The sequence below is a fragment of the Pseudomonas sp. TR47 genome, assembly GCF_044143025.1.
Classification (GTDB): Bacteria; Pseudomonadota; Gammaproteobacteria; order Pseudomonadales; family Pseudomonadaceae; genus Aquipseudomonas; species Aquipseudomonas putida_E.
In genome coordinates, this window is sequence record NZ_JBHFCS010000001.1 from 1 (window position 1) to 18,735 (window position 18,735).

Sequence of the window (18,735 nt, forward strand, 5' to 3'; positions counted from 1 at the left end):
AAGATTCCTAACTTCGCCACAATCAAAGCATTTGAAGCTGCTGCGCGCCTGGAAAGCTTCGTTGCCGCCGCCGATGAGCTCCATCTATCCGCCTCGGCAGTTAGCCACCAGGTCAGAAAGCTGGAGGCCACTCTGGGCATGGAGCTGTTCAAACGTCAGCCTCGCTCGGTGGAGTTGACGATCCAGGGGCGGGCGCTTGCCCAGCGCTTGACCGTCGCGCTCGACGGCCTGGAGTCTGCACTTTCTATGTGGATGCCGAGCGCCGAGCAACTGCACCTGGCCGTTCATTGCTCGCCAAGCTTTGCTTCCAAATGGCTTTCACCACGCCTCGCTCGCCTCGTCAGTGAACCCAATCCGCTTCATATCCGCCTCACTTCCAGCGCCACGCCGCCTGAGCTCACCCGACACGAGGAGATCGACATTGCGATCACCTACGGGGCGCCGATCCAGCGGGTGGGCGTGATTGCCGAACCTCTGGGGTTGGAGACTATCGCCCCAATGAGCTCGAAGCAGTTCTTCGACGTTTCCCAGACGCTCGAACCGCACCTGCTTAAGCCTGGCTCACTTATCGACTCCCAACTGAGCCCAGTGCGCTGGAGCGACTGGTTCCGCCATGAAGGGATTGCCGAACGCGCAGACTTGGGCGGTTTGTCGTTCGACCGTGCCGCGCTCGTCCTCTCCGCCGCAGCGGATGGGCTGGGTATTGCCCTGGAGTCCACCCGTCTGGCAGAGACAGAGTTGCGCCAAGGCTCTCTGGTCGTACTGAATGGACATCAGCCTCCCTTGCAGCGGGAGATGCATTTCCTCTGCTACCGTGGCTCGATGAAAGGGAGCCGCAAGATTGAGCGGTTCAAGGAATGGATCATGAACCAGATCCATGAAGCTTGATGCTCGCCCTTCACCGCTCCACTGTCAGCAGCAACGGCTAACCCTAGGCCCCTGCAATACCCGTATTCATCCAGATCATCAGCCCGGTTAGGGTAGCCAGGGAACCCAAGGTGGAGATCAGGATGGTGCGGGAGATAAGCCCTGCCTCCCGACGATAGAATTCAGCCAGCATGAAGGGCCCAGTACCGGTGGGCAAGGCGCTGAGCAACAGCGCGGAATTGGCCCACATCGACTGCAGCGCGAAGACTTTGAACGCCAGGAACCAGGTCAGTAGCGGCTGTCCCACGAGCTTGATGGTGACCAGCGGCCAAGGGTTGCTCTTCCCTCCAGTCGACTTGACCGTTTTCTGGCCCAAGAACAGGCCAAGCGAAACGAGAGCACAAAGCGTGGTAGCCGTAGCGAGCATGTCGAGGAAGCTCCTGACTGGGTGAGCCAGCGGAATACCTGTCATTGCCCAGACAGCCCCAGCGATGGGCGCAATCACCAGAGGGTTCTTGGACAGCGCCTTCACTACGACCCCTACTGCTCTGCCGAGATGCCGCTCTTCCTGCAAGCCGATTTCGATGCAGATCACCGCAATGGCGAAGAGCAGGCACACAACGATGATCGTCGAAATGAGCGCCGGTTGAAGACCTGGATGGCCGAAGACAATCGCACACAGCGGAATGCCGATGTAGCCAGTGTTCGCATAGCCAGCGCTCAAGCCGTCGATGCTTGAAGTGGCAAGGCTGTGGCCGGTACTCAACCGCCAAATCAAAGTAGCGACGAAAATGGCCAGCGTGCCGGCTCCGAAGGAAATGATGAAGCCAGGCTGCCAGATTTCAGCCCACGACGCGGTCGCGGTCACCTTGAACAGCAGCGCGGGTAGGCAGAGCCATACCACCATCTTGTTGATCTCGGAGGCGGCCTGGTCTCCGAGTCGGTTGGTCTTGCGGCAGATGAAGCCTGCGAGGATGAGGGCAAAGATCGGCAAAACGATTGCAAGGACGGTGTACATGACTTCCACGTTTGGAGGGGATTTTAGGCCTGCATAGATTAAAATCGCCGACCAATGCAGTCCAATGACTATGAAGTATCAGATCGATACCTCTGGAGCATCAATGATCGAACATCGCCACTTACGCTACTTTCTTGCCTTGGCCGACCACCTGCACTACGGCAAAGCATCAGCGCAGGTAAACGTAGCGCAGCCCTCACTGAGTCGTCAGATTGCTGATCTTGAATCTCAGCTAGGCTGCCGGCTGTTCGCTCGCACCTCCCGGTCGGTGGAGCTCACCGCAGCAGGTTCCGAGTTTCAACGAAGCGCGCAACTGGTCATACAGGCTATGGACTCGGCGATTCGCTCCACTCAAGCTGTCGCTCGGGGCGAGAAGGGGGAGTTGCGTATCGCATTTACGTCCATGATCGCCTGGTCGGGCCTACCCAAGATGATCAAGTCCTACGCTGTAAACGCTCCCGGTGTGAACCTTGAACTGAGCGAGCTGATACCTGGCGCCTTGATGAAAGCTGTCGAGACCGGAGAGTGCGATATTGGCCTGACCTTCAAAGCCACGGTTCAGCCACCGTATCAATATCGGGAATTGCAGCGTGAGTCCCTGAGTATCGCGGTGCCGGGAGATCATCCGCTGGCACGCAAAAAGTCGGTAACAGTCCAAGACCTCATTGATGAGCCCTTCATCTTGAGCCCTCGCGACACCGCCTCCGCCCTGCACGACACAATCTTCAAACTATGTCGAGACAGTGGATTCGAACCTCGCGTGCGGATGTACACCCAGCTGCAAGGGACGATAGTCAATCTGGTTGGTGAAGGTCTCGGCGTCTCGATCATTCCGACGTCCATGTCGAAATCGAATCCAGATTCGGTTCGGTTCATTCCAATTACCAACGCACCCGAGATCACCCTAGGGATGGTCTGGAACATGGAGAACTCCAACCCATGCCTTTCCGCCTTCATTCAATCGGTCGGCGCCCGCCTTGATCAGCCATGATCGCTCGGCGGGCATCGATACTCGATTGCTAACGGTTCACCACCGATTTGGGCATCGCCAGGCAGACCACCGCAGCACACAGCAGCGCAGCCGCGATGCAGTAGAGCGCGATGCTGGTAGAGCCAGTGGTGTCTTTCACCCAGCCGATCAAGTAGGGGCTAATGAACCCAGCCAGGTTGCCGATGGAGTTGATCATCGCGATCCCTGCCGCCGCCGCTACACCGCCTAGGAATGCAGGCGGATAGCACCAAAACTGGCTCATAGCAGTCATCACGCCCATGGCCCCCACCGAGAGAAATGCCACCGTCAACATGGGGTTTTGCTCTGTAGTGGTGGCGAGCACCAACCCCAAGCCGCCGATCACCGCAGGCACCGCCGCATGCCAGCGACGCTCTAGTACATTATCCGAATGCCGCCCGGTCATGACCATGGCAATCGTCGCCAGGGCATACGGAATAGTGGTCAGCAGTGAGACTTCCGCCGCATTCTGAACTCCCGAGTTTTTGATCAGCGACGGAAGCCAGAAGGTGATTCCGTTCAAGCCCATCATCACGCCGAAGTAGCCTGCACTCAGCAGCCACACCTTGGCATTGGTGAAGGCGCTGAAAGCAGAGTGTCCATGGTGCGACTGGTCTTCTCCCTGAAGATTACGCTTTAGGACGGCTTTCTCTTCCGTGGTGAGCCACTTGGCATCGTCCGGATTGTCACGCAGGTAGAAGAGGACGACGAAGCCGGCAATGATCGAAGGTATTGCTTCGAGGGCGAACAGCCACTGCCAGGCTGAATAGCCATGCCACCCGTGAGTGGTCGACATGATCCACCCCGAGAGTGGCCCGCCAAGGACACCCGCCATGGGGATGCCAGTGAGGAACATCGCAGTGATTTTCCCGCGCCGGGAAGACGGGAACCAGTAGGTCAGGTAAAGGATGATACCGGGGAAGAATCCGGCCTCAGCAACCCCCAGCAGGAATCTCAGCATGTAGAACATGGCGGGCGTTTGTACGAACACCATACAGGCTGACAGTACACCCCAGCTGACCATGATGCGGGCGATCCAACGACGAGCGCCGATCTTGTGCAGCATCATGTTGCTCGGCACTTCAAAGATGAAGTAACCGAAGAAGAAGATCCCGGCCCCAAGGCCGTACACAGTCTCGCTGAACTTGAGTTCGTCAAGCATCTGCAACTTGGCAAAGCCGACGTTCACCCGATCCAGGTAAGCGAACACGTAGCAAAGAAAGAGGAAGGGGATCAGTCGAAGGGTTAAGCGCGCGTACAGCTTTGACTCGTCCGGAATGGAACTCGAATCGGGGACGCAGGCAGCATCAAGAGCATTAGGCATCTGCCTATCTCCAGTCATTGTTATTGTGCGGTAAGGAATAGGCGCCGCCCGGACGGACAGCGCCAGAGGGCGTTACGAGAACATGTCAGGCTGCTCAGCCGCAATCTTGTCGTACAGCGCCTGGAAGTGCAGCCAGCCAATGAAGGGGCTGCCCACGTTTTCACGGCTGTAGCGGCAACGCTCTGGCGAGACCAGTTTCGGTGTGATGCCAGAGGCTTCGATCAGCAACTGCTGCTGGCAGCAACGCTCCAGGGCAATGAACCAGAATGCGGCTTCATCGATGCTGTGACGGCTCGCGGTCAGCAGGCCGTGGTTTTGGTGAATAGCAGCGCGCACGTCCTTGAAGTAATCGCAGACGGCGTTACCGGCCTTGGTCTCCACCGCAACGGCACCAGCCTCTGCTGTGATGACGACGTGGTCTTCAAAGAACACGGCAGCATCTTGGGTGATCGGCAGCAGCGGACGCCCGGTGGATGCCCATGCGCCACCATAGATGGTGTGAGCGTGGCACATCGCAACGATGTCCGGGTGCGCTTCGTGAACGGCAGCGTGCAACACGAAACCGGCACGGTTGATGGCGTAGTCACCCTGAACTACTTTGCCCTTGTGGTCGGCCAGGATCAGGTTGGACATCTTGACCTGTGAGAAGTGAACGGCCATCGGGTTCGTCCAGTACAGCTCAGGAAACTCTGGATCACGGACGGTCAGGTGACCGGCAAAGCCGTAATCGAGGCTGTGCTCAGCGAATGCGCGGCACGCTGCCACCAAGTGCTTCTTGCGGTACTGACGCTCTTCTTCGAAGTTCTTGAACTCAGGGATCTCGGGGAAGATGAGCCCTTCCTGTTCAGGCTGATAAATCGAAATGCGCTTCTTACCGCCTGCGGTTGGGTCAAGTTTGAGTACCGATTCCACGATTACCACCTCTGGTTATTGTTTGGGGTGACGTCATGGTCTCGATCTGGCGTGGGGGTGACAAACGATCCGTTTTCAAGCAAGGCTCAATAAAATTCAGTCTTGGCTGTTTGGCATCTACGGCATGAAGCTGGCGTTACGAAAGCTCTCGAGGGCCTGATCGCAATTCAGCCCTTGAAACGCAAAATGCCCTGGAGCGAGTAAACGCCAGGGCACATTGCACTGATGTTGCGATGCAGCGTCGGAAGGGTGTCAGGCGTTTTGCATAGATCTGACTTTGTCAGTGGTAATGAGCTCACCACCGATGCCCCACTCACCGCTCTTCACTTCTTCAAAGATGACCCAGGTCACACCACGCATTTTCTCGCCTTCAACCGAGACCATGGCGTCGGTGATCTTGCTGATGATCTCTGCCTTCTGCTCTGCAGAGAAAACACCTTCGATGCCTTTCACAGTTACCAATGGCATAACCGTACTCCTTCAGTTATTGGGTTATTGCGATGATCAACACGCCTGATTAAGCCTGGTAAGGCGCGTAGTCCGTGTAGCCTCTTGCCCCGATCACACCGTAGAACGTGGAATGATCGCTGGGGGCCAGAGGCCAGCCGTTTTGCATCCGCTCCACCAGATCGGGGTTGGCGATGTAGGAGGTGCCGAAGGCGATCAGATCGTGATTGCCGTTCTGCAGCTCCGCTTCTGCCAGCTCAGCGGTGAAGCCACCTGCGCCAATGACCGTGCCCTTATAGAGCGAGCGGAACTGCTTGTAGAAACCATCCGGGAATGGAACCGCGTCCAGTGTTGGCTGGTAGTTCAGATGGACGAAGGCCAATTCGCGCTCGTTCAATTCGGCAGCAACACTGTTCCAGGTTGCTTCCTCTTCCGGGTACGGGCGAAGGTCATACAGGCGCCCAAACGGCGAGATACGAACACCGACACGGAAGCTGCCAATGGCATCAGCAATCGCGTCGACCGTTTCCAGCAAGAAGCGCTGTCGGTTTTGAATCGAGCCGCCGTACTCATCGGTACGCGTGTTGATTTGGCTGCTCAGGAACTGGTCGAACAGGAATGCGTTAGCCGCCATCAGCTCCACACCATCGAAGCCCGCATCCACCGCTCGCAGTGCGGCGGCAACGAAGTCTTCGGTCACGCGGTGGATCTCATCCACAGTTAAAGCACGCGGGACACTCGGTGCGACCGGGCCAGCCACACCGGGTGCAGTCCAGGCGTAAACCGTAGTACCCACAGCAGGCTCGGCACTTGCCGAAACAGGCGCTGCGTTGCCAGGCTGCAGCGATTCGTGAGACATCCGGCCTACATGCCACAGCTGGGCGAAGATCTTGCCGCCTTTAGCATGAACGGCATCAGTTACCTCGCGCCAAGCGCGGGTCTGCTCGTCGGTGTAAATGCCGGGGGTGTACAGGTAACCGCGCCCCTCGTCGGAGATCGGCAGGCCTTCAGTGATAATTAGGCCCGCCGAGGCCCGCTGCGCGTAATACAGAGCGGTCAGCTCGGACGGCACATTGTCTTCCGTCCGGGTACGGGTCATTGGGGCCATCACAACGCGGTTGGCGAGTTTGAGGCCTTCCAGGTCGTAAGGAGTAAACAGCTTTTTCATGATCTACCTCTGCAAACGACTTCGTGAATCAGGCGGCTGGTTGGCCGGCGATAACTTCCAGCTTGGGCACCATGCGGATGGCCTTCGAGAAGTTGGCGAGGTTCACGGAAGTCTTGGTGACAATGCGGTGTAGCTCTTCCACTTTTTCTGCAGGTGCATCGGTGTGGATGCGCACCACGTAGCTCATCTCGTCGAAGCCTGGGTTGACGCTCTCGTCCAGGCCCAGGAAGCCACGCAGATCCAGCTCACCACTGGTTTCGATTTCCAGACTGTGGATAGTGATGCCCATGGCCGATGCGTTCACCACATAGCCAACTGAGAGGCAGGCGTTCAGGCCAGAGATGAGTAGCTCCTGCGGGTTGGGGGCAGAGTTGGTACCCAGCAGTTCCAGTGGCTCATCAGCCGCGATCTGGACGTTTCGTGGGTAGTCGGTGCCGCTCAGGTGGAAGCGGTCAATGGTCGCCACGGTGCGGGTCTGATGTTCCCACTTGGTGTTGATTTTGAAGCGTGCGTGACGCTTGGCTGGATCTTCAGCGACGCCCTGTGCAAAGGCTTGCAGAGCAGCGACATCGATACCGTTGAGATGCTTGTCCATTTTCAGTTCCTCTCAAAATCGTGGATAAAAAATTAGAATTAAAAAACAGGTGAAGGCGATGGCCTGGTCAGCTCTCGCAACCAGAAATCGAGCAACTTGCTCCACTCACGCTTTCTCCATCGTTCGAAAGATCCTCAACAGCTGATTTCAGCACCTTAGAAAACACCTCAACCTCTTGGGCCCCTGAGAGATAGCGGTTGCCATTGACAACGAACAATGGGATGCCAGTGCCAAGCCCCTTAACGGTTGCTTCATCGCTGAGAATCGCTGCTTCCGAAGAATCGAATCCAAAGAGGTCAGCAGCACCAACTTCAGCTGCAAGATCTTTAAGTGTTCGCTCATCGAAAATGTCGCGCCCCTCTGTAGTTCCAGCTGCGTAGAGTCGCTCTACATATTTCGCCTGTAGCGTCGGACTCGAAATGGCTTTCACGTACTGATGCGCCGCACTGGTGTCCCCGAAACGCATCACATCGAAGCGGTAGTCCAAGCCCTCAAGAGAGGCGACTTCCTGAATAGCTTCCATGAAGACCTGTGCACGAGCCTGGCTACCTGTCTTCAGCACCAGTGCCTTCTCGAATGCGATGGGCTGCATGCCTTTGGCCAAGCGGAAGGCCCTGGGTACAACTTCAACCTCTACGTCGCTCGGAAGAGCGCCGATTGCCTGCTCCAACCGCTTCTTTGCTATCCAGCACCAGGGACAGACAAAGTCGGAATAGACTTCAACCGTGATCTTTTTCATAACTTTCCTCTGCACCTCTGCTGTCACAAAGAACGGCCTGGGCTATCAGCTACGATCCATGGCATCCAGCACGTGGGTGCTGTAAACAACCGCCGCGCCGGCATTCAGATTCACCGCTACTCCAAGTGCCTCAGCCACTTCCTCGGTCGTGATGCCAAGCTTCTTGGCTTCCGCTGCATGGAACGCGATGCAGCCGTCACAGCGAGTCGTTACTGCCACCGCCAGTGCGATCAGCTCGCGAGTCTTCGCGTCCAGGTGATTGGTTTTGTTACCGGCGTTACCGAGCATTGCCACACCCCGCAGGGTGTCAGGCGAATGTGCGCCGAACTCCTTCAGGCGGGCGCTGACGTCGGTGATGGTTTGTTCCCAATTTGGCATGCTAGACATAGTTACCACCCTACTGGTTGATAGGTAAGACATTTCAAAAAAAGGCCGACACGTGACCCGTTTCGGCCCTGTTCTCAAGCAGAGATCAATACTCTGCAACCATCCGAATGACTGACTTATTCACGTGATCATCCTCGTTGGTAGCCCAATTAATGAAGCTTGAGCCTTCAAGGATGCTCAGCAGCAAATACGACTTTTCTCTGGCGCCACGACCTTTGCTAACCTCTCCCGAGGTAATTCCTTGATCCATGACCTTGGTCAACCAGGACAATTGCACGTCGAAGAAACGGCGCGTTTGTCGTTGAAGCCCATCAGGCAAAGCCGCCATTTCTGCAGCCAATGCGCCACACAGAGGCAGCAGCCCACCTTCGGTGCTTGCATGGAACAACACAAAGAACGCATGAAGCCTGTCCAATGCAGTGGGGTGATTGATTTCGATGCGTTCGAACTCAGCCTCCACCCGCGATACGTACTCTTCGACGATTGCAATCCCCAGGTCTTCCTTGGTGGGGAAGTGGTAGTGGATGCTCGCCTTTCGAATACCAACCGCATCGGCAAGATCCGCATAGCTAAATGCCGCGTAACCTTTGGTACGCATCAGCCCTTCAGCGGTTTGAATTAACGCGTCCCGTGTTGCCAGTGCCATAAAATCTCCTGCCAAAATCGCTCGACCAGAAAAGCGATTCCGGCCACTGCACGCTATGTTACTTGCCTTGCTTACGACCGGCCATGACCCCGCCGTCAACATCCCAGACCGCGCCGGTTACCCAAGACGCCTTGTCCGACAGCAGGAAGACGATTGAGTCAGCCACATCACGTGGTGTGCCATTGCGACCCAGCGGGTGGAAATTGTTGAAATCCTTCAGGGCACCGTCCAGCTGATCACCAGGGATGAAGCGTTCGAAGATCTTGGTTTCCACGATACCGGGGCTTACCGAGTTGACGCGGATACCATGCTCTGCCAACTCTGCACCCGCGTGGCGAGTGAGAGTGTCCAGGCCGATCTTGGCCATCGAGTAAGCCGATGCGGGTACGCCTTCAACAGCCTGCCGAGCAGCCGCAGCCGTTACGTTAACGATAGAGCCTGGCTTCTTCTGCGCGACCAACTCCGCAGCCACATGACGGGTCAGGAAGAAAATGGCGCGGTTGAGGTTGAGGAAGTTGTCGTAGTCCTCCAACGAGTGCTCAACGAAGGCCTTGGGGTAATAGATGCCGGCGGAGTTGACCATCAGATCAATATCCTTGTGCTCGGCAGCCAACTTCTCGATCAACCCCTTCACGCTGGCGAAGTCGGTGAGGTCAGCCGAATAGGCAACGACCTTACTCTCACCTACCAGGGCTGCCAGCTCTTTACGGGCCGCTTCGGCCTTCTCGGCACGGTTACCCACGATCACGACTGAGCCGCCTTGTTCCGCCACCATACGTGCGGTTTCAAGTCCGATGCCGCTCGTACCACCTACAACCAGAAGCTTGCGACCTTTGAACTGCATGAGTAATACCTCGTCGGTTTGTCTATCTACTGGTAGGTAGATTAGGCCTGTGTGATTTGAGTGTCAAGCTACCGCCTGTCGTGATCGGCCAGAGGGAGTGGATGACACCGCGAGGGGACGCTAGCCCGGGCGGATCAGAAACCGGTACAACTCAAGGAAGCTAGACCAGCCAATGACCAGCACGAAGACACCATTCATTTGATCGTTCTTGGATTGCCCAAGCCAGGTCGAGACGGAAACAAAAAAACCGCCAACAGGCGGTTTTTAATGGTGTAGCTCGGGGTCTCCGACTCCCCGCGACGGGGTTTGATTTGTCGCTGAAGAGGTCTTTTCCTCAGAGAGGCTTTGGTGTCGGACACATATACGATGAGGCTACCTATCGTGTACTCATTGCGTCAAGGCGCAATGTTTACTGACGCCAGGACTCGACGGTTTCAGCGCCGTGCTCAGCTTTCCATGCCTTCAGAATTGCATGATTACCACCCTTGGTCTGAACCACTTCACCACTGTGCGGGTTTTTATAGATCTTCAGCTCGCGGGGCTTACGGCTGCTCTTTTCCTGGGCGGCTGGGGCCGGAGTACGTGCAGAGGCCTTGGGATCAAGAATGCTGATCACGTCGCGCAAGCTGAAGCCATACTCCCCGAGAAGAGCACGCAGCTTCTCCTCAAACTCCATCTCGGCTTTGATGGCGTCATCACCCTTCATAGCTTCGAGTTCAGCCAGTTGCTGAGCGAGTTTTTGCTCTAGACGACGAAATTCAGCGAGACGGGACATGGGGCGTTTTCCGTAGGAGGCTAATGATCTAGCAAGGTTACAGAATCGGCTGAAGAAAGTCATAGCAATCTCAAGTCGCCTAAGCCCTATGATCCGATGGAGCGGCCCGCCCTTCAGTGACTAGGGTTGTAACGCTAATTCTGGAATGTAACAGCGCCAACGTTACATTCCCAAAACCACGTTACAAGCCCTATAACCATTGGGTTTTCGACCAAATTGCAAGCGGAGCGCGCCGGCCAGGGATGGCCGAAAGGCGGGAGGATCAACGCCCGGAGGGCTAAGCCCGGCAGTAGCAGGGCTTGGTTCACGAGAGCCGTCCGCGACAGCGGCCCGCCCAAGGATCAGCGGTGCAGTTTGCTGAAACGCTCTACAAGCAACGAGGGTGCAATTGACTTCCACGTATCAAGCACTGAAGTCTTGTGAAATAGGTAAATACCGCAACCCACGAAGAACCCTCCTGTCAAAATTCCTATGACTGAGGCTCCGCCATTTATAAAATCCCATTGCTGCGGAGTCGAGCGACCGCTAATCAAAAAATCCGATCCGAAAACCAGGGCAATCCAACTTAAAACAAACGCCACAGCAGCCCAGATCGCAGCAATTACCCAGAAGTGCAGCTGCACTTTATATCTCATGCTGGCCACACGGAGGAGCCGTCCGCTCGTGGTCTTCGCTGCAAGGACGATTGCAGTATTTTTGACCTTATTTTTTGAGTTCTGCACGAGAGCATAGAACTCAACATGTGACCCTTTTTCCAGATCTTCATAGATCTGAATCGGGACTTTAACATTGGGAATTAATATCCCATCAATTTTCATGATGACCTGCACGAAACCCGTGAGATGCTCGAAAACTCGTATGTCCTCTAGGCAGCCAGCAAATTTCAGATATTCAAACTTTATAAACACTTGCAGCTCCTTGCTCAATTGCTGAATGACAGGCAGGGGAAAGCCTTGAGCACAAGTCAACGTGCTCAGACTCGATCTAAATCAGTGCAGCTGTGTATTGGGGAAGTGGTCTCCGACCAAGCGGCAGAAATCCCTCAGGCTCCGGCGCCCACCATCACGGCGAAAAGTTGCCACGACGTATTTCGAGTTCATGGTCGTGATCACCCAAAACTTACCTTCCTTCTTGATAGCCACGATGTCGGAGGTCTGGATCAAGTGCCCATCGGCGAATCGGCCATGAGGCCCTTGCCGCACATGCCCGAAGACGACGCCAACGGCACTGAGTCGATGAATGTGGACATTCACCAGAAACGCAGTGATCTCGCCGTCATACCCCTGGCCCACAGCCCGAGCGATCCGCAGCAGATCGAAATCGCTGTAGCGCTTAACGTGGAAGTCGACCTCTACCGTGTTGTCCTCTGTCATGCCTACGCCCTCCGGGGCTCCGCTGCAGCACTGGCCTGAGCCATACCACGTCGATACAGCTCTTTGACGCCGTTCAGGGAGTCCGCACCGAGACCAGGCTCATGCGTATCGACGTACACAGCACCACCCTCCACTTCCAGAACACAGACGACCACACCAGCCTGGTTGTGTCCCATCGAGAGCGACGTGAGCTTCTCCATCTTCCAACCGGCATCCTTGTTCATCCAGCTCGGGGTAACGGCTTGGACTTCCCGCACAACTAGGCTCTCATCTTGAGCCAACAGCAACTCAACGAGCCGGGCCTCATCGTTGATCATCTCCTCATAATTCCTGAATTGGCCTTCATGGAGACGCTGAACGCTCACGTGGTACCAGTGGGTAGCGAGCGCTCGGGAAACGCCGTGCCAATGCATGAGTCCATCGCCAAACATGCCTGGGATGCCGGCCATGTCGGCTTGGTGGGAATGGAACATATCTTGATCTCTGAAACAGTCGAGTCGTCACAAGCGGGGCCGTGACACTTAGAAGATTGAGAAGATGCCTTGCAGCGAAGACGACTTCCGTTGGCCTGGCCCCTTGAGCAGGTAGACGGTGTTCCTGGTCTCGAAGATGTACCCATCATTGAAGGTTCGAGCGATTGTCGACCGCACCCAATCGCCAGGCTCAAAGCGCCGCTGTTCGTCGTGCACGACATTGTGGGCAAACAAGAACATGGGCTGACATCCAGCCGCAGCTACCTTGGCCTGCTCATCTTCCGTGAGGATGGCATCTAGGATCACCCAATCCTCGACCACGCAAAGAGGCATCCGCTTGTAGTGTTCTCGAGCAGCGAGGAGCACATCGTCAAGGGACAGTTCAGAGCCGACCAGATCAACGCCTCCCTCCCCCAGTAGCCCGTCGCTGAGTGGGCTTTCCATCAAGCACATCCCCGCATTTCATTTTCCATATATTGCAGACCCGAGGGCCTGACCGCCATGTTGAGGAATATATTCGTTTGTTTGGCGATAGGCAAACGCGGCATACATCTTGGTTTTTGGGGATTTGTAATGTCGCTCCGCCAATCCTTTGCGGCAGTGCTCCAGATGCTGCGCCAAAGCAAAGGCAACACGCAGCGCTCCATGGCATCCAGCCTGGATCAAACGACCATCAGCAAGGTGGAGAGCGGTAAGCATTCGGTGACGTTGGATGTGAGCCAAAAATTGGCTGCTGCGCTTGATCTTGAGCTGACCGCCTTGATTGCATTGACCGTTTCTCGGGACAGCAATCGCACGCCTAGGGAAGTCCTCCTCGCCTCGCTGGCCGAGATTGAAGCCCTCGGACTGGCTGACACCAACCAAACCTCGGAGCCTGAAAGAAAGGTTCCGCTCAACGTTTCAGCTGCGCGGAAGAAATGGCAGGCCGTACAGGAGCTGAAGGGAAAAGGGCTTACTCGAAGTCAGGCTGCAAAACAGCTTGGGATGCCCGAGTCGACGTTGCGTCGATTGTGGAATCAGGTGTCCGAAGACTGACGGTTAAGGGGCTGTTCATCTAGATGACACTAACGAAATCGACCACGGTACTGCCCGAGTTATACAGGCGACGAGTCAGCGAATCCGGAGGCAGTGCTCATACCAACCAGGCATCCATCTGGTCGCGGCGGGACATCGCTGAACTGATCGTTCAATTTACCTAATATTGAAGGTGTCCATTTCAGGCTGCGGAGAGATGGACAGTTTCTCGTTTGGACAAACCTAGGTAAACCGGGGGGTTGGCGGTGTCTGTCTGTAGGGCATATAGGGGGTACAAACTCTCCCCCTGAAGCATGCGCATCAGCGGGGTGGGAAGGCGGTCCTGGGTGATGGCCGACACTGCCACGGCGTCGGTAGGCGACAACACGGCCGCCAGGGCAAAGGCCACCGCCAGTGGGATGCTCGGCAGCAGCCAATGGATGAAGTAGCCGGCGCCGACCACCGTGAACAGCACCAGCCCCACGGCAAGTGCCACCACCGGCCCGCGGATGCGCCACAGTTCGCGTTTGGGGATGCGCCAGCCGTCGGCAAACAGCAACGGCGGCAGGAACAGGAAAAGGAACAGCTCAGGATCCAGGGCCACATGCAGCCCCAGGGTCGGCCAGGCCAACAGCGCACCGGCACCGATCTGCACCAGCGGCAACGGCAAGGGGATCACCCGCCCGACCAGTTTCGACACGCTTACCAGCGTCAGCAGGATGAGGACGGTATAGGCTGACTGCATCCGTTAAAGCTTCCTTTGTGAACCGAAGTCAATCCAGGGCGAAAAATCGCCACAGAAGCACTATGTTAGCGGGGTGGGGCAATCATGGGCCGCTGCACCAAAGTCGCAGGAGGCGGATGAATATGTAACATGATGATACTGGAGTTGGGCTGGCAGGGCATGGCGTGAGCCTTACCAGGGCCACTGGGACGCCCCCTCCCCCCGAGTGCGCCCATTTAGCCCCACCCGTGGCGCTCAAAGAGTCGTTCCCGCATAATCGCGCGACTGACATTCGGAAATGGAGAGATTGGGGCAGCCTGTGGCCCCAATGCACACAATGACCTACACGCTCTACGGCATCAAAGCCTGCGACACCATGAAAAAAGCGCGCACCTGGCTCGAAGACCAAGCCATCGCCTACGAATTCCACGACTACAAGACTCAAGGCATCGACCGTGACAGCCTGAACCGCTGGTGCGACGAGCACGGCTGGGAAGTGATCCTCAACCGTGCCGGCACCACGTTCCGCAAGCTCGACGATGCCAGCAAGGCCGACCTCGACCAGGCCAAGGCCGTCGAGCTGATGCTGGCTCAGCCGTCGATGATCAAACGCCCGGTGCTCGACCTTGGCGCACGCACCCTGGTCGGTTTCAAACCTGACCTGTACGCCGCTGCGCTGGCCTGAGTCCATCTACGCATCGCACCCTATTTCGCACGAGGTAATCACATGTCCAATACCCTGTTCAGCCTGGCCTTTGGTGTCGGCTCCCAGAACCGCCAGGGCACCTGGCTGGAAGTGTTCTACGCACAGCCACTGCTCAAGCCGAGCGCCGAGCTGGTCGCCGCCGTCGCGCCGATCCTCGGTTATGAAGGTGGCAACCAGGCCATCACCTTCAGCAATGCCCAGGCCGCGCAACTGGCCGAAGCCGTCAAAGGCATCGATGCCGCCCAGGCTGCCCTGCTGACCCGCCTGGCCGAAAGCCACAAGCCGCTGGTCGCCACCCTGCTGGCCGAAGACGCTGCCCTGGCTTCGACCCCAGAGGCCTACCTCAAGCTGCACCTGCTGTCCCACCGCCTGGTCAAGCCGCACGGCGTGAGCCTGGCAGGCATCTTCCCGCTGCTGCCGAACGTCGCCTGGACCAATCGGGGCGCCGTCGACCTGGCCGAGCTGGCCGAGCTGCAACTGGAAGCGCGCCTCAAAGGCGAGCTGCTGGAAGTGTTCTCGGTGGACAAGTTCCCGAAGATGACCGACTACGTGGTCCCGGCCGGCGTGCGTATCGCCGACACCGCCCGCGTGCGCCTGGGCGCCTACATCGGCGAAGGCACCACCATCATGCACGAAGGCTTCGTCAACTTTAATGCCGGCACCGAAGGCCCGGGCATGATCGAAGGCCGTGTCTCGGCCGGCGTATTCGTCGGCAAGGGCTCGGACCTGGGCGGCGGCTGCTCGACCATGGGCACCCTGTCCGGCGGCGGCAATATCGTCATCAAGGTCGGTGAAGGTTGCCTGATCGGCGCCAACGCCGGCATCGGCATCCCGCTGGGCGACCGCAACACCGTCGAAGCCGGCCTGTACATCACTGCCGGCACCAAGGTCAACCTGCTCGACGAGAACAATGAGCTGGTCAAAGTGGTCAAGGCGCGCGACCTGGCTGGCCAGACCGACCTGCTGTTCCGCCGCAACTCGCTCAACGGCGCCGTAGAGTGCAAGACGCACAAATCGGCGATCGAGCTGAACGAGGCGCTGCACGCCCACAACTGAGAACTCCCGAAGGGTTCGAAGTGTTAAGATCGGGTCTGGCGCACTCACGCCAGACCCGATTTTCATTCCAGGCCCCGTGATCATGTTCCAGCCCTCCCCCTGGCGTGCCGATTTCCCCGCCATCGCCGCCCTGCAACGGCAGCACCAGACCTACCTGGACAGCGCCGCCACCACCCAGAAGCCCCAGGCCCTGCTCGATGCCCTGAGCCACTATTACGGCCACGGCGCAGCCAACGTGCACCGTGCCCAGCACCTGCCCGGCGCGCTGGCGACACAAGCGTTTGAAACCAGCCGCGACAAGGTCGCTGCCTGGCTCAACGCCGCCGAATCGAGGCAGGTCATCTTTACCCACGGCGCCACCTCGGCCCTGAACCTGTTGGCCTATGGCCTGGAACACCGCTTGGAGGCAGGCGACGAAATCGCCGTGAGCGCACTGGAGCACCACGCCAACCTGCTGCCCTGGCAACAACTGGCGCGGCGGCGCAACCTGCGCCTGGTGGTACTGCCACTGGATGAGCATGGCCGCATCGACCTTGACCAGGCGCTGCAGTTGGTTGGCCCACGTACTCGCGTGCTTGCGGTCAGCCAGTTGTCCAATGTGCTCGGCACCTGGCAGCCGCTGCCAGCGTTACTCGCCCATGCCCGCGCCCAAGGGGCGCTGACTGTGGTCGATGGCGCTCAGGGCGTGGTGCATGGCCGCCACGATGTGCAGCAGCTGGGCTGTGATTTTTATGTATTCTCCAGCCATAAGCTCTATGGCCCGGAAGGCGTCGGCGTACTGTATGGCCGTGCGCAGGCGCTGGAACTGCTGCGCCACTGGCAGTTCGGCGGTGAAATGGTGCAACTGGCTGACTACCAGAGTGCCAGCTTCCGCCCGGCACCGCTGGGCTTCGAGGCAGGCACACCACCGATCGCCGGGGTGATCGGCCTGGGGGCAACGCTCGATTACCTGGCCAGCCTCGATGGCCAGGCCGTCGAGCACCACGAGACCCACCTTCACCATCACCTGCTGCGCGGGCTGGCCGACCGTGAGGGGGTGCGGGTACTGGGCACACCACAGGCTGCCTTGGCCAGCTTTGTCATCGACGGCGTGCACAATGCCGACATCGCCCACCTGCTGACAGAGCAGGGCATTGCCGTACGTGCCGGCCATCACTGCGCCATGCCACTGCTCAAAGGGCTGGGGCTCGAAGGTGCTATTCGGGTATCGCTGGGCCTGTATAACGACAGCGATGACCTGCAACGCTTCTTCGATGCCCTCGATCAAGGCCTGGAGCTGCTGCGATGAACCTGCCAGTACACGCCCAGGAAGCATTGGAGCGCTTCGGGCACGCCCGCGGCTGGGAGCAGCGTGCACGGCTTCTGATGCAGATGGGTGAGCAACTGGAACCGCTGAGCGATACGCAGAAGTGCGAGCACAACCGCGTTCACGGCTGTGAAAGCCTGGTATGGCTGGTAGCTGAACAGCACGACGGCCAATGGCAGTTCAAGGCAAGCAGTGATGCGCGGTTGTTGCGTGGCCTGCTGGCATTGCTGCTGGTGCGGGTGCAAGGGCTCGACAGCCGCGAGCTGGCGGCGCTTGACCTGCGCGAGTGGTTTACCCGGTTGGGGTTGGAGCGGCAATTGTCGCCATCGCGCAGCAATGGCTTGCATGCGGTGCTACAGCGGATGGCCGAGCTGGTTTCAGCCAACTGAACCCAGCACCGACCGCGCGCCTTACTCGGCCTTGACCCGCTCCGACGGCCGCCGGGCGCCAGCCACCAGCTTTTCCACCGCCTTGCTCGCCGCCACCATGCCAAAGGTCGCGGTCACCATCATCACCGCGCCAAAGCCCCCGGCGCAGTCCAGGCGCACCCCCTCACCGACAAAGCTCTTCTGCAGGCACACACTGCCATCGCCCTTGGGGTAGCGCAGTTGTTCGCTGGAGAACACGCATGGCACCCCATAATTGCGGCTGACGTTGCGCGAGAAGTTGTAGTCGCGCCGCAGGGTTGAACGCACCCGCGAGGCCAACGGGTCGTTGAAGGTTTTGTTGAGGTCGCCGATCTGAATCTGTGTAGGGTCGATCTGCCCACCTGCTCCGCCGGTGGTAACGATCGCGATCTTGCGCCGCCGGCACCAGGCAATGAGCGCCGCCTTGGCCATCACGCTGTCAATGCAGTCGACAACGCAATCGAGTTGCTCGGTGATGTACTCAGCCATGGTGTCGCGGGTGACGAAGTCAGCCACCGCATGCACCGTACAGGCCGGGTTGATCGCCCGCAGGCGCTCGCCCATCACCTCGACCTTGGGGCGCCCCACCTGCCCTTCCAGGGCATGGGCCTGGCGGTTGGTGTTGCTGACACAGACATCATCCAGGTCGAACAAGGTGATCTCACCCACGCCACTGCGCGCCAGCGCCTCGGCCACCCAGGAGCCCACCCCGCCGATACCGACGACCGCCACATGGGCCTGGTTAAGGCGTTGCAGCCCTTCGTCGCCGTACAGCCGGGCAACGCCTGCAAAGCGCGGATCTTCTGTGCTCATGTTCGTACCCCGAGGCTCATACCGCTAAAACGGCGCGCATTATAGGCCAGCAGCGCGGATGACCTCCATCGTTAGGAAAACACCTACTGATCCTGCTTTAATGTCCTACTACTTCGACAGATATGGACGACA

At 58.0% G+C, this 18,735-nt stretch carries 23 protein-coding genes and 1 pseudogene; 7 read left to right on the plus strand and 17 right to left on the minus strand.

The genetic code is table 11. From position 1 onward, the window contains the following. Positions 1-888 (plus strand): LysR substrate-binding domain-containing protein (locus ACEWE8_RS00005; protein ID WP_395589203.1); only part of this gene is annotated, 888 nt, incomplete at its 5' end. A gap of 43 nt (positions 889-931) precedes the next feature. Here ACEWE8_RS00005 and ACEWE8_RS00010 read toward each other — a convergent pair. Beyond that, positions 932-1,885 (minus strand): AEC family transporter, encoded by a 954-nt coding sequence (locus tag ACEWE8_RS00010; protein ID WP_046784306.1) that lies wholly within the window; start codon positions 1,883-1,885, stop codon positions 932-934. Between the two features lie 103 nt (positions 1,886-1,988). On the opposite strand from ACEWE8_RS00010, the gene ACEWE8_RS00015 reads away from it, so the two are divergent. After that, positions 1,989-2,876, plus strand: coding sequence for a LysR substrate-binding domain-containing protein (locus ACEWE8_RS00015; protein WP_046784307.1), 888 nt, complete (start codon positions 1,989-1,991; stop codon positions 2,874-2,876). A 28-nt stretch (positions 2,877-2,904) separates the two neighbouring features. On the opposite strand, the gene ACEWE8_RS00020 is transcribed toward ACEWE8_RS00015, so the two are convergent. The 14 genes from ACEWE8_RS00020 to ACEWE8_RS00085 form a co-directional block, all read right to left on the minus strand. Next, entirely contained in the window at positions 2,905-4,218 is a 1,314-nt protein-coding gene (locus tag ACEWE8_RS00020; RefSeq protein ID WP_046784308.1) for an MFS transporter, read from the minus strand. 72 nt (positions 4,219-4,290) lie between these two features. Beyond that, positions 4,291-5,130, minus strand: a complete 840-nt coding sequence (locus ACEWE8_RS00025; RefSeq protein WP_009681448.1) for a class II aldolase/adducin family protein — start codon at positions 5,128-5,130, stop codon at positions 4,291-4,293. A 252-nt stretch (positions 5,131-5,382) separates the two neighbouring features. Further along, a complete protein-coding gene (locus ACEWE8_RS00030) occupies positions 5,383-5,598 on the minus strand; it encodes a 4-oxalocrotonate tautomerase family protein (RefSeq protein WP_046784309.1) in 216 nt (71 codons plus the stop codon). Positions 5,599-5,647: 49 nt separating this feature from the next. Then, positions 5,648-6,745 (minus strand): alkene reductase, encoded by a 1,098-nt coding sequence (locus tag ACEWE8_RS00035; RefSeq protein WP_080952048.1) that lies wholly within the window; start codon positions 6,743-6,745, stop codon positions 5,648-5,650. 28 nt (positions 6,746-6,773) lie between these two features. Continuing rightward, entirely contained in the window at positions 6,774-7,340 is a 567-nt protein-coding gene (locus ACEWE8_RS00040) for an OsmC family protein (RefSeq protein WP_046784311.1), read from the minus strand. A gap of 67 nt (positions 7,341-7,407) precedes the next feature. Continuing rightward, the gene (locus ACEWE8_RS00045) at positions 7,408-8,079 is read right to left on the minus strand and encodes a DsbA family oxidoreductase (protein WP_046784312.1); all 672 of its coding nucleotides are present in this window, start codon (positions 8,077-8,079) and stop codon (positions 7,408-7,410) included. A gap of 45 nt (positions 8,080-8,124) precedes the next feature. Continuing rightward, positions 8,125-8,457 carry a carboxymuconolactone decarboxylase family protein gene (locus tag ACEWE8_RS00050; protein WP_009681453.1) on the minus strand — a complete coding sequence of 111 codons (333 nt, stop codon included), beginning with the start codon at positions 8,455-8,457 and terminating at the stop codon, positions 8,125-8,127. 94 nt (positions 8,458-8,551) lie between these two features. Further along, complete coding sequence (locus ACEWE8_RS00055) at positions 8,552-9,112, minus strand: TetR/AcrR family transcriptional regulator (RefSeq protein WP_046784313.1); 561 nt, start codon at positions 9,110-9,112, stop codon at positions 8,552-8,554. Positions 9,113-9,170: 58 nt separating this feature from the next. Then, positions 9,171-9,956: an SDR family NAD(P)-dependent oxidoreductase gene (locus ACEWE8_RS00060; protein WP_046784314.1), complete on the minus strand. Its 786-nt coding sequence runs from the start codon at positions 9,954-9,956 to the stop codon at positions 9,171-9,173. A 409-nt stretch (positions 9,957-10,365) separates the two neighbouring features. Further along, positions 10,366-10,731 (minus strand): histone-like nucleoid-structuring protein, MvaT/MvaU family, encoded by a 366-nt coding sequence (locus ACEWE8_RS00065; RefSeq protein WP_046784315.1) that lies wholly within the window; start codon positions 10,729-10,731, stop codon positions 10,366-10,368. 341 nt (positions 10,732-11,072) lie between these two features. Next, complete coding sequence (locus tag ACEWE8_RS00070) at positions 11,073-11,639, minus strand: hypothetical protein (protein ID WP_223255076.1); 567 nt, start codon at positions 11,637-11,639, stop codon at positions 11,073-11,075. Between the two features lie 81 nt (positions 11,640-11,720). Beyond that, positions 11,721-12,104, minus strand: a complete 384-nt coding sequence (locus ACEWE8_RS00075; RefSeq protein ID WP_046784317.1) for a hypothetical protein — start codon at positions 12,102-12,104, stop codon at positions 11,721-11,723. Positions 12,105-12,106: 2 nt separating this feature from the next. After that, complete coding sequence (locus ACEWE8_RS00080) at positions 12,107-12,577, minus strand: hypothetical protein (protein ID WP_046784318.1); 471 nt, start codon at positions 12,575-12,577, stop codon at positions 12,107-12,109. Between the two features lie 48 nt (positions 12,578-12,625). Then, positions 12,626-13,021 carry a DUF6957 family protein gene (locus tag ACEWE8_RS00085; RefSeq protein ID WP_046784666.1) on the minus strand — a complete coding sequence of 132 codons (396 nt, stop codon included), beginning with the start codon at positions 13,019-13,021 and terminating at the stop codon, positions 12,626-12,628. Positions 13,022-13,150: 129 nt separating this feature from the next. On the opposite strand from ACEWE8_RS00085, the gene ACEWE8_RS00090 reads away from it, so the two are divergent. Further along, entirely contained in the window at positions 13,151-13,612 is a 462-nt protein-coding gene (locus ACEWE8_RS00090) for a helix-turn-helix domain-containing protein (protein ID WP_046784319.1), read from the plus strand. A gap of 274 nt (positions 13,613-13,886) precedes the next feature. On the opposite strand, the pseudogene ACEWE8_RS00095 reads toward ACEWE8_RS00090, so the two are convergent. Next, a pseudogene (locus ACEWE8_RS00095) lies at positions 13,887-14,336 on the minus strand (cation:proton antiporter); the annotation flags it as partial. Positions 14,337-14,652: 316 nt separating this feature from the next. Between ACEWE8_RS00095 and ACEWE8_RS00100 the strand changes: the two are divergent. The 4 genes from ACEWE8_RS00100 to ACEWE8_RS00115 all read left to right on the plus strand — a co-directional run bounded on the left by ACEWE8_RS00100 (position 14,653) and on the right by ACEWE8_RS00115 (position 17,772). Then, positions 14,653-15,000, plus strand: a complete 348-nt coding sequence (locus ACEWE8_RS00100; protein WP_075043977.1) for an ArsC family reductase — start codon at positions 14,653-14,655, stop codon at positions 14,998-15,000. A gap of 42 nt (positions 15,001-15,042) precedes the next feature. After that, positions 15,043-16,077 (plus strand): 2,3,4,5-tetrahydropyridine-2,6-dicarboxylate N-succinyltransferase, encoded by a 1,035-nt coding sequence (gene dapD, locus ACEWE8_RS00105; protein WP_046784321.1) that lies wholly within the window; start codon positions 15,043-15,045, stop codon positions 16,075-16,077. A gap of 82 nt (positions 16,078-16,159) precedes the next feature. Then, entirely contained in the window at positions 16,160-17,365 is a 1,206-nt protein-coding gene (locus ACEWE8_RS00110; protein ID WP_046784322.1) for a cysteine desulfurase, read from the plus strand. Continuing rightward, positions 17,362-17,772, plus strand: a complete 411-nt coding sequence (locus ACEWE8_RS00115) for a SufE family protein (RefSeq protein WP_046784323.1) — start codon at positions 17,362-17,364, stop codon at positions 17,770-17,772. The genes ACEWE8_RS00110 and ACEWE8_RS00115 overlap by 4 nt, the downstream gene beginning before the upstream one ends. Positions 17,773-17,793: 21 nt before the next feature. On the opposite strand, the gene tcdA is transcribed toward ACEWE8_RS00115, so the two are convergent. Then, entirely contained in the window at positions 17,794-18,603 is an 810-nt protein-coding gene (gene tcdA, locus ACEWE8_RS00120) for a tRNA cyclic N6-threonylcarbamoyladenosine(37) synthase TcdA (protein ID WP_046784324.1), read from the minus strand. Between the last annotated feature and the right edge of the window lie 132 nt (positions 18,604-18,735).

Excerpts from the sequence above, each read along its gene's own strand:
- ACEWE8_RS00080 (WP_046784318.1), bottom strand. The coding sequence starts at position 12,577 with ATGTTCCATTCCCACCAAGCCGACATGGCCGGCATCCCAGGCATGTTT.
- ACEWE8_RS00020 (WP_046784308.1), bottom strand. The coding sequence starts at position 4,218 with ATGCCTAATGCTCTTGATGCTGCCTGCGTCCCCGATTCGAGTTCCATT.
- ACEWE8_RS00015 (WP_046784307.1), top strand. The coding sequence starts at position 1,989 with ATGATCGAACATCGCCACTTACGCTACTTTCTTGCCTTGGCCGACCAC.
- ACEWE8_RS00035 (WP_080952048.1), bottom strand. The coding sequence starts at position 6,745 with ATGAAAAAGCTGTTTACTCCTTACGACCTGGAAGGCCTCAAACTCGCC.
- ACEWE8_RS00030 (WP_046784309.1), bottom strand. The coding sequence starts at position 5,598 with ATGCCATTGGTAACTGTGAAAGGCATCGAAGGTGTTTTCTCTGCAGAG.
- ACEWE8_RS00060 (WP_046784314.1), bottom strand. The coding sequence starts at position 9,956 with ATGCAGTTCAAAGGTCGCAAGCTTCTGGTTGTAGGTGGTACGAGCGGC.
- dapD (WP_046784321.1), top strand. The coding sequence starts at position 15,043 with ATGTCCAATACCCTGTTCAGCCTGGCCTTTGGTGTCGGCTCCCAGAAC.
- ACEWE8_RS00040 (WP_046784311.1), bottom strand. The coding sequence starts at position 7,340 with ATGGACAAGCATCTCAACGGTATCGATGTCGCTGCTCTGCAAGCCTTT.
- ACEWE8_RS00055 (WP_046784313.1), bottom strand. The coding sequence starts at position 9,112 with ATGGCACTGGCAACACGGGACGCGTTAATTCAAACCGCTGAAGGGCTG.
- ACEWE8_RS00085 (WP_046784666.1), bottom strand. The coding sequence starts at position 13,021 with ATGGAAAGCCCACTCAGCGACGGGCTACTGGGGGAGGGAGGCGTTGAT.
- ACEWE8_RS00010 (WP_046784306.1), bottom strand. The coding sequence starts at position 1,885 with ATGTACACCGTCCTTGCAATCGTTTTGCCGATCTTTGCCCTCATCCTC.
- tcdA (WP_046784324.1), bottom strand. The coding sequence starts at position 18,603 with ATGAGCACAGAAGATCCGCGCTTTGCAGGCGTTGCCCGGCTGTACGGC.
- ACEWE8_RS00065 (WP_046784315.1), bottom strand. The coding sequence starts at position 10,731 with ATGTCCCGTCTCGCTGAATTTCGTCGTCTAGAGCAAAAACTCGCTCAG.
- ACEWE8_RS00110 (WP_046784322.1), top strand. The coding sequence starts at position 16,160 with ATGTTCCAGCCCTCCCCCTGGCGTGCCGATTTCCCCGCCATCGCCGCC.
- ACEWE8_RS00045 (WP_046784312.1), bottom strand. The coding sequence starts at position 8,079 with ATGAAAAAGATCACGGTTGAAGTCTATTCCGACTTTGTCTGTCCCTGG.
- ACEWE8_RS00075 (WP_046784317.1), bottom strand. The coding sequence starts at position 12,104 with ATGACAGAGGACAACACGGTAGAGGTCGACTTCCACGTTAAGCGCTAC.
- ACEWE8_RS00115 (WP_046784323.1), top strand. The coding sequence starts at position 17,362 with ATGAACCTGCCAGTACACGCCCAGGAAGCATTGGAGCGCTTCGGGCAC.
- ACEWE8_RS00100 (WP_075043977.1), top strand. The coding sequence starts at position 14,653 with ATGACCTACACGCTCTACGGCATCAAAGCCTGCGACACCATGAAAAAA.
- ACEWE8_RS00090 (WP_046784319.1), top strand. The coding sequence starts at position 13,151 with ATGTCGCTCCGCCAATCCTTTGCGGCAGTGCTCCAGATGCTGCGCCAA.
- ACEWE8_RS00050 (WP_009681453.1), bottom strand. The coding sequence starts at position 8,457 with ATGCCAAATTGGGAACAAACCATCACCGACGTCAGCGCCCGCCTGAAG.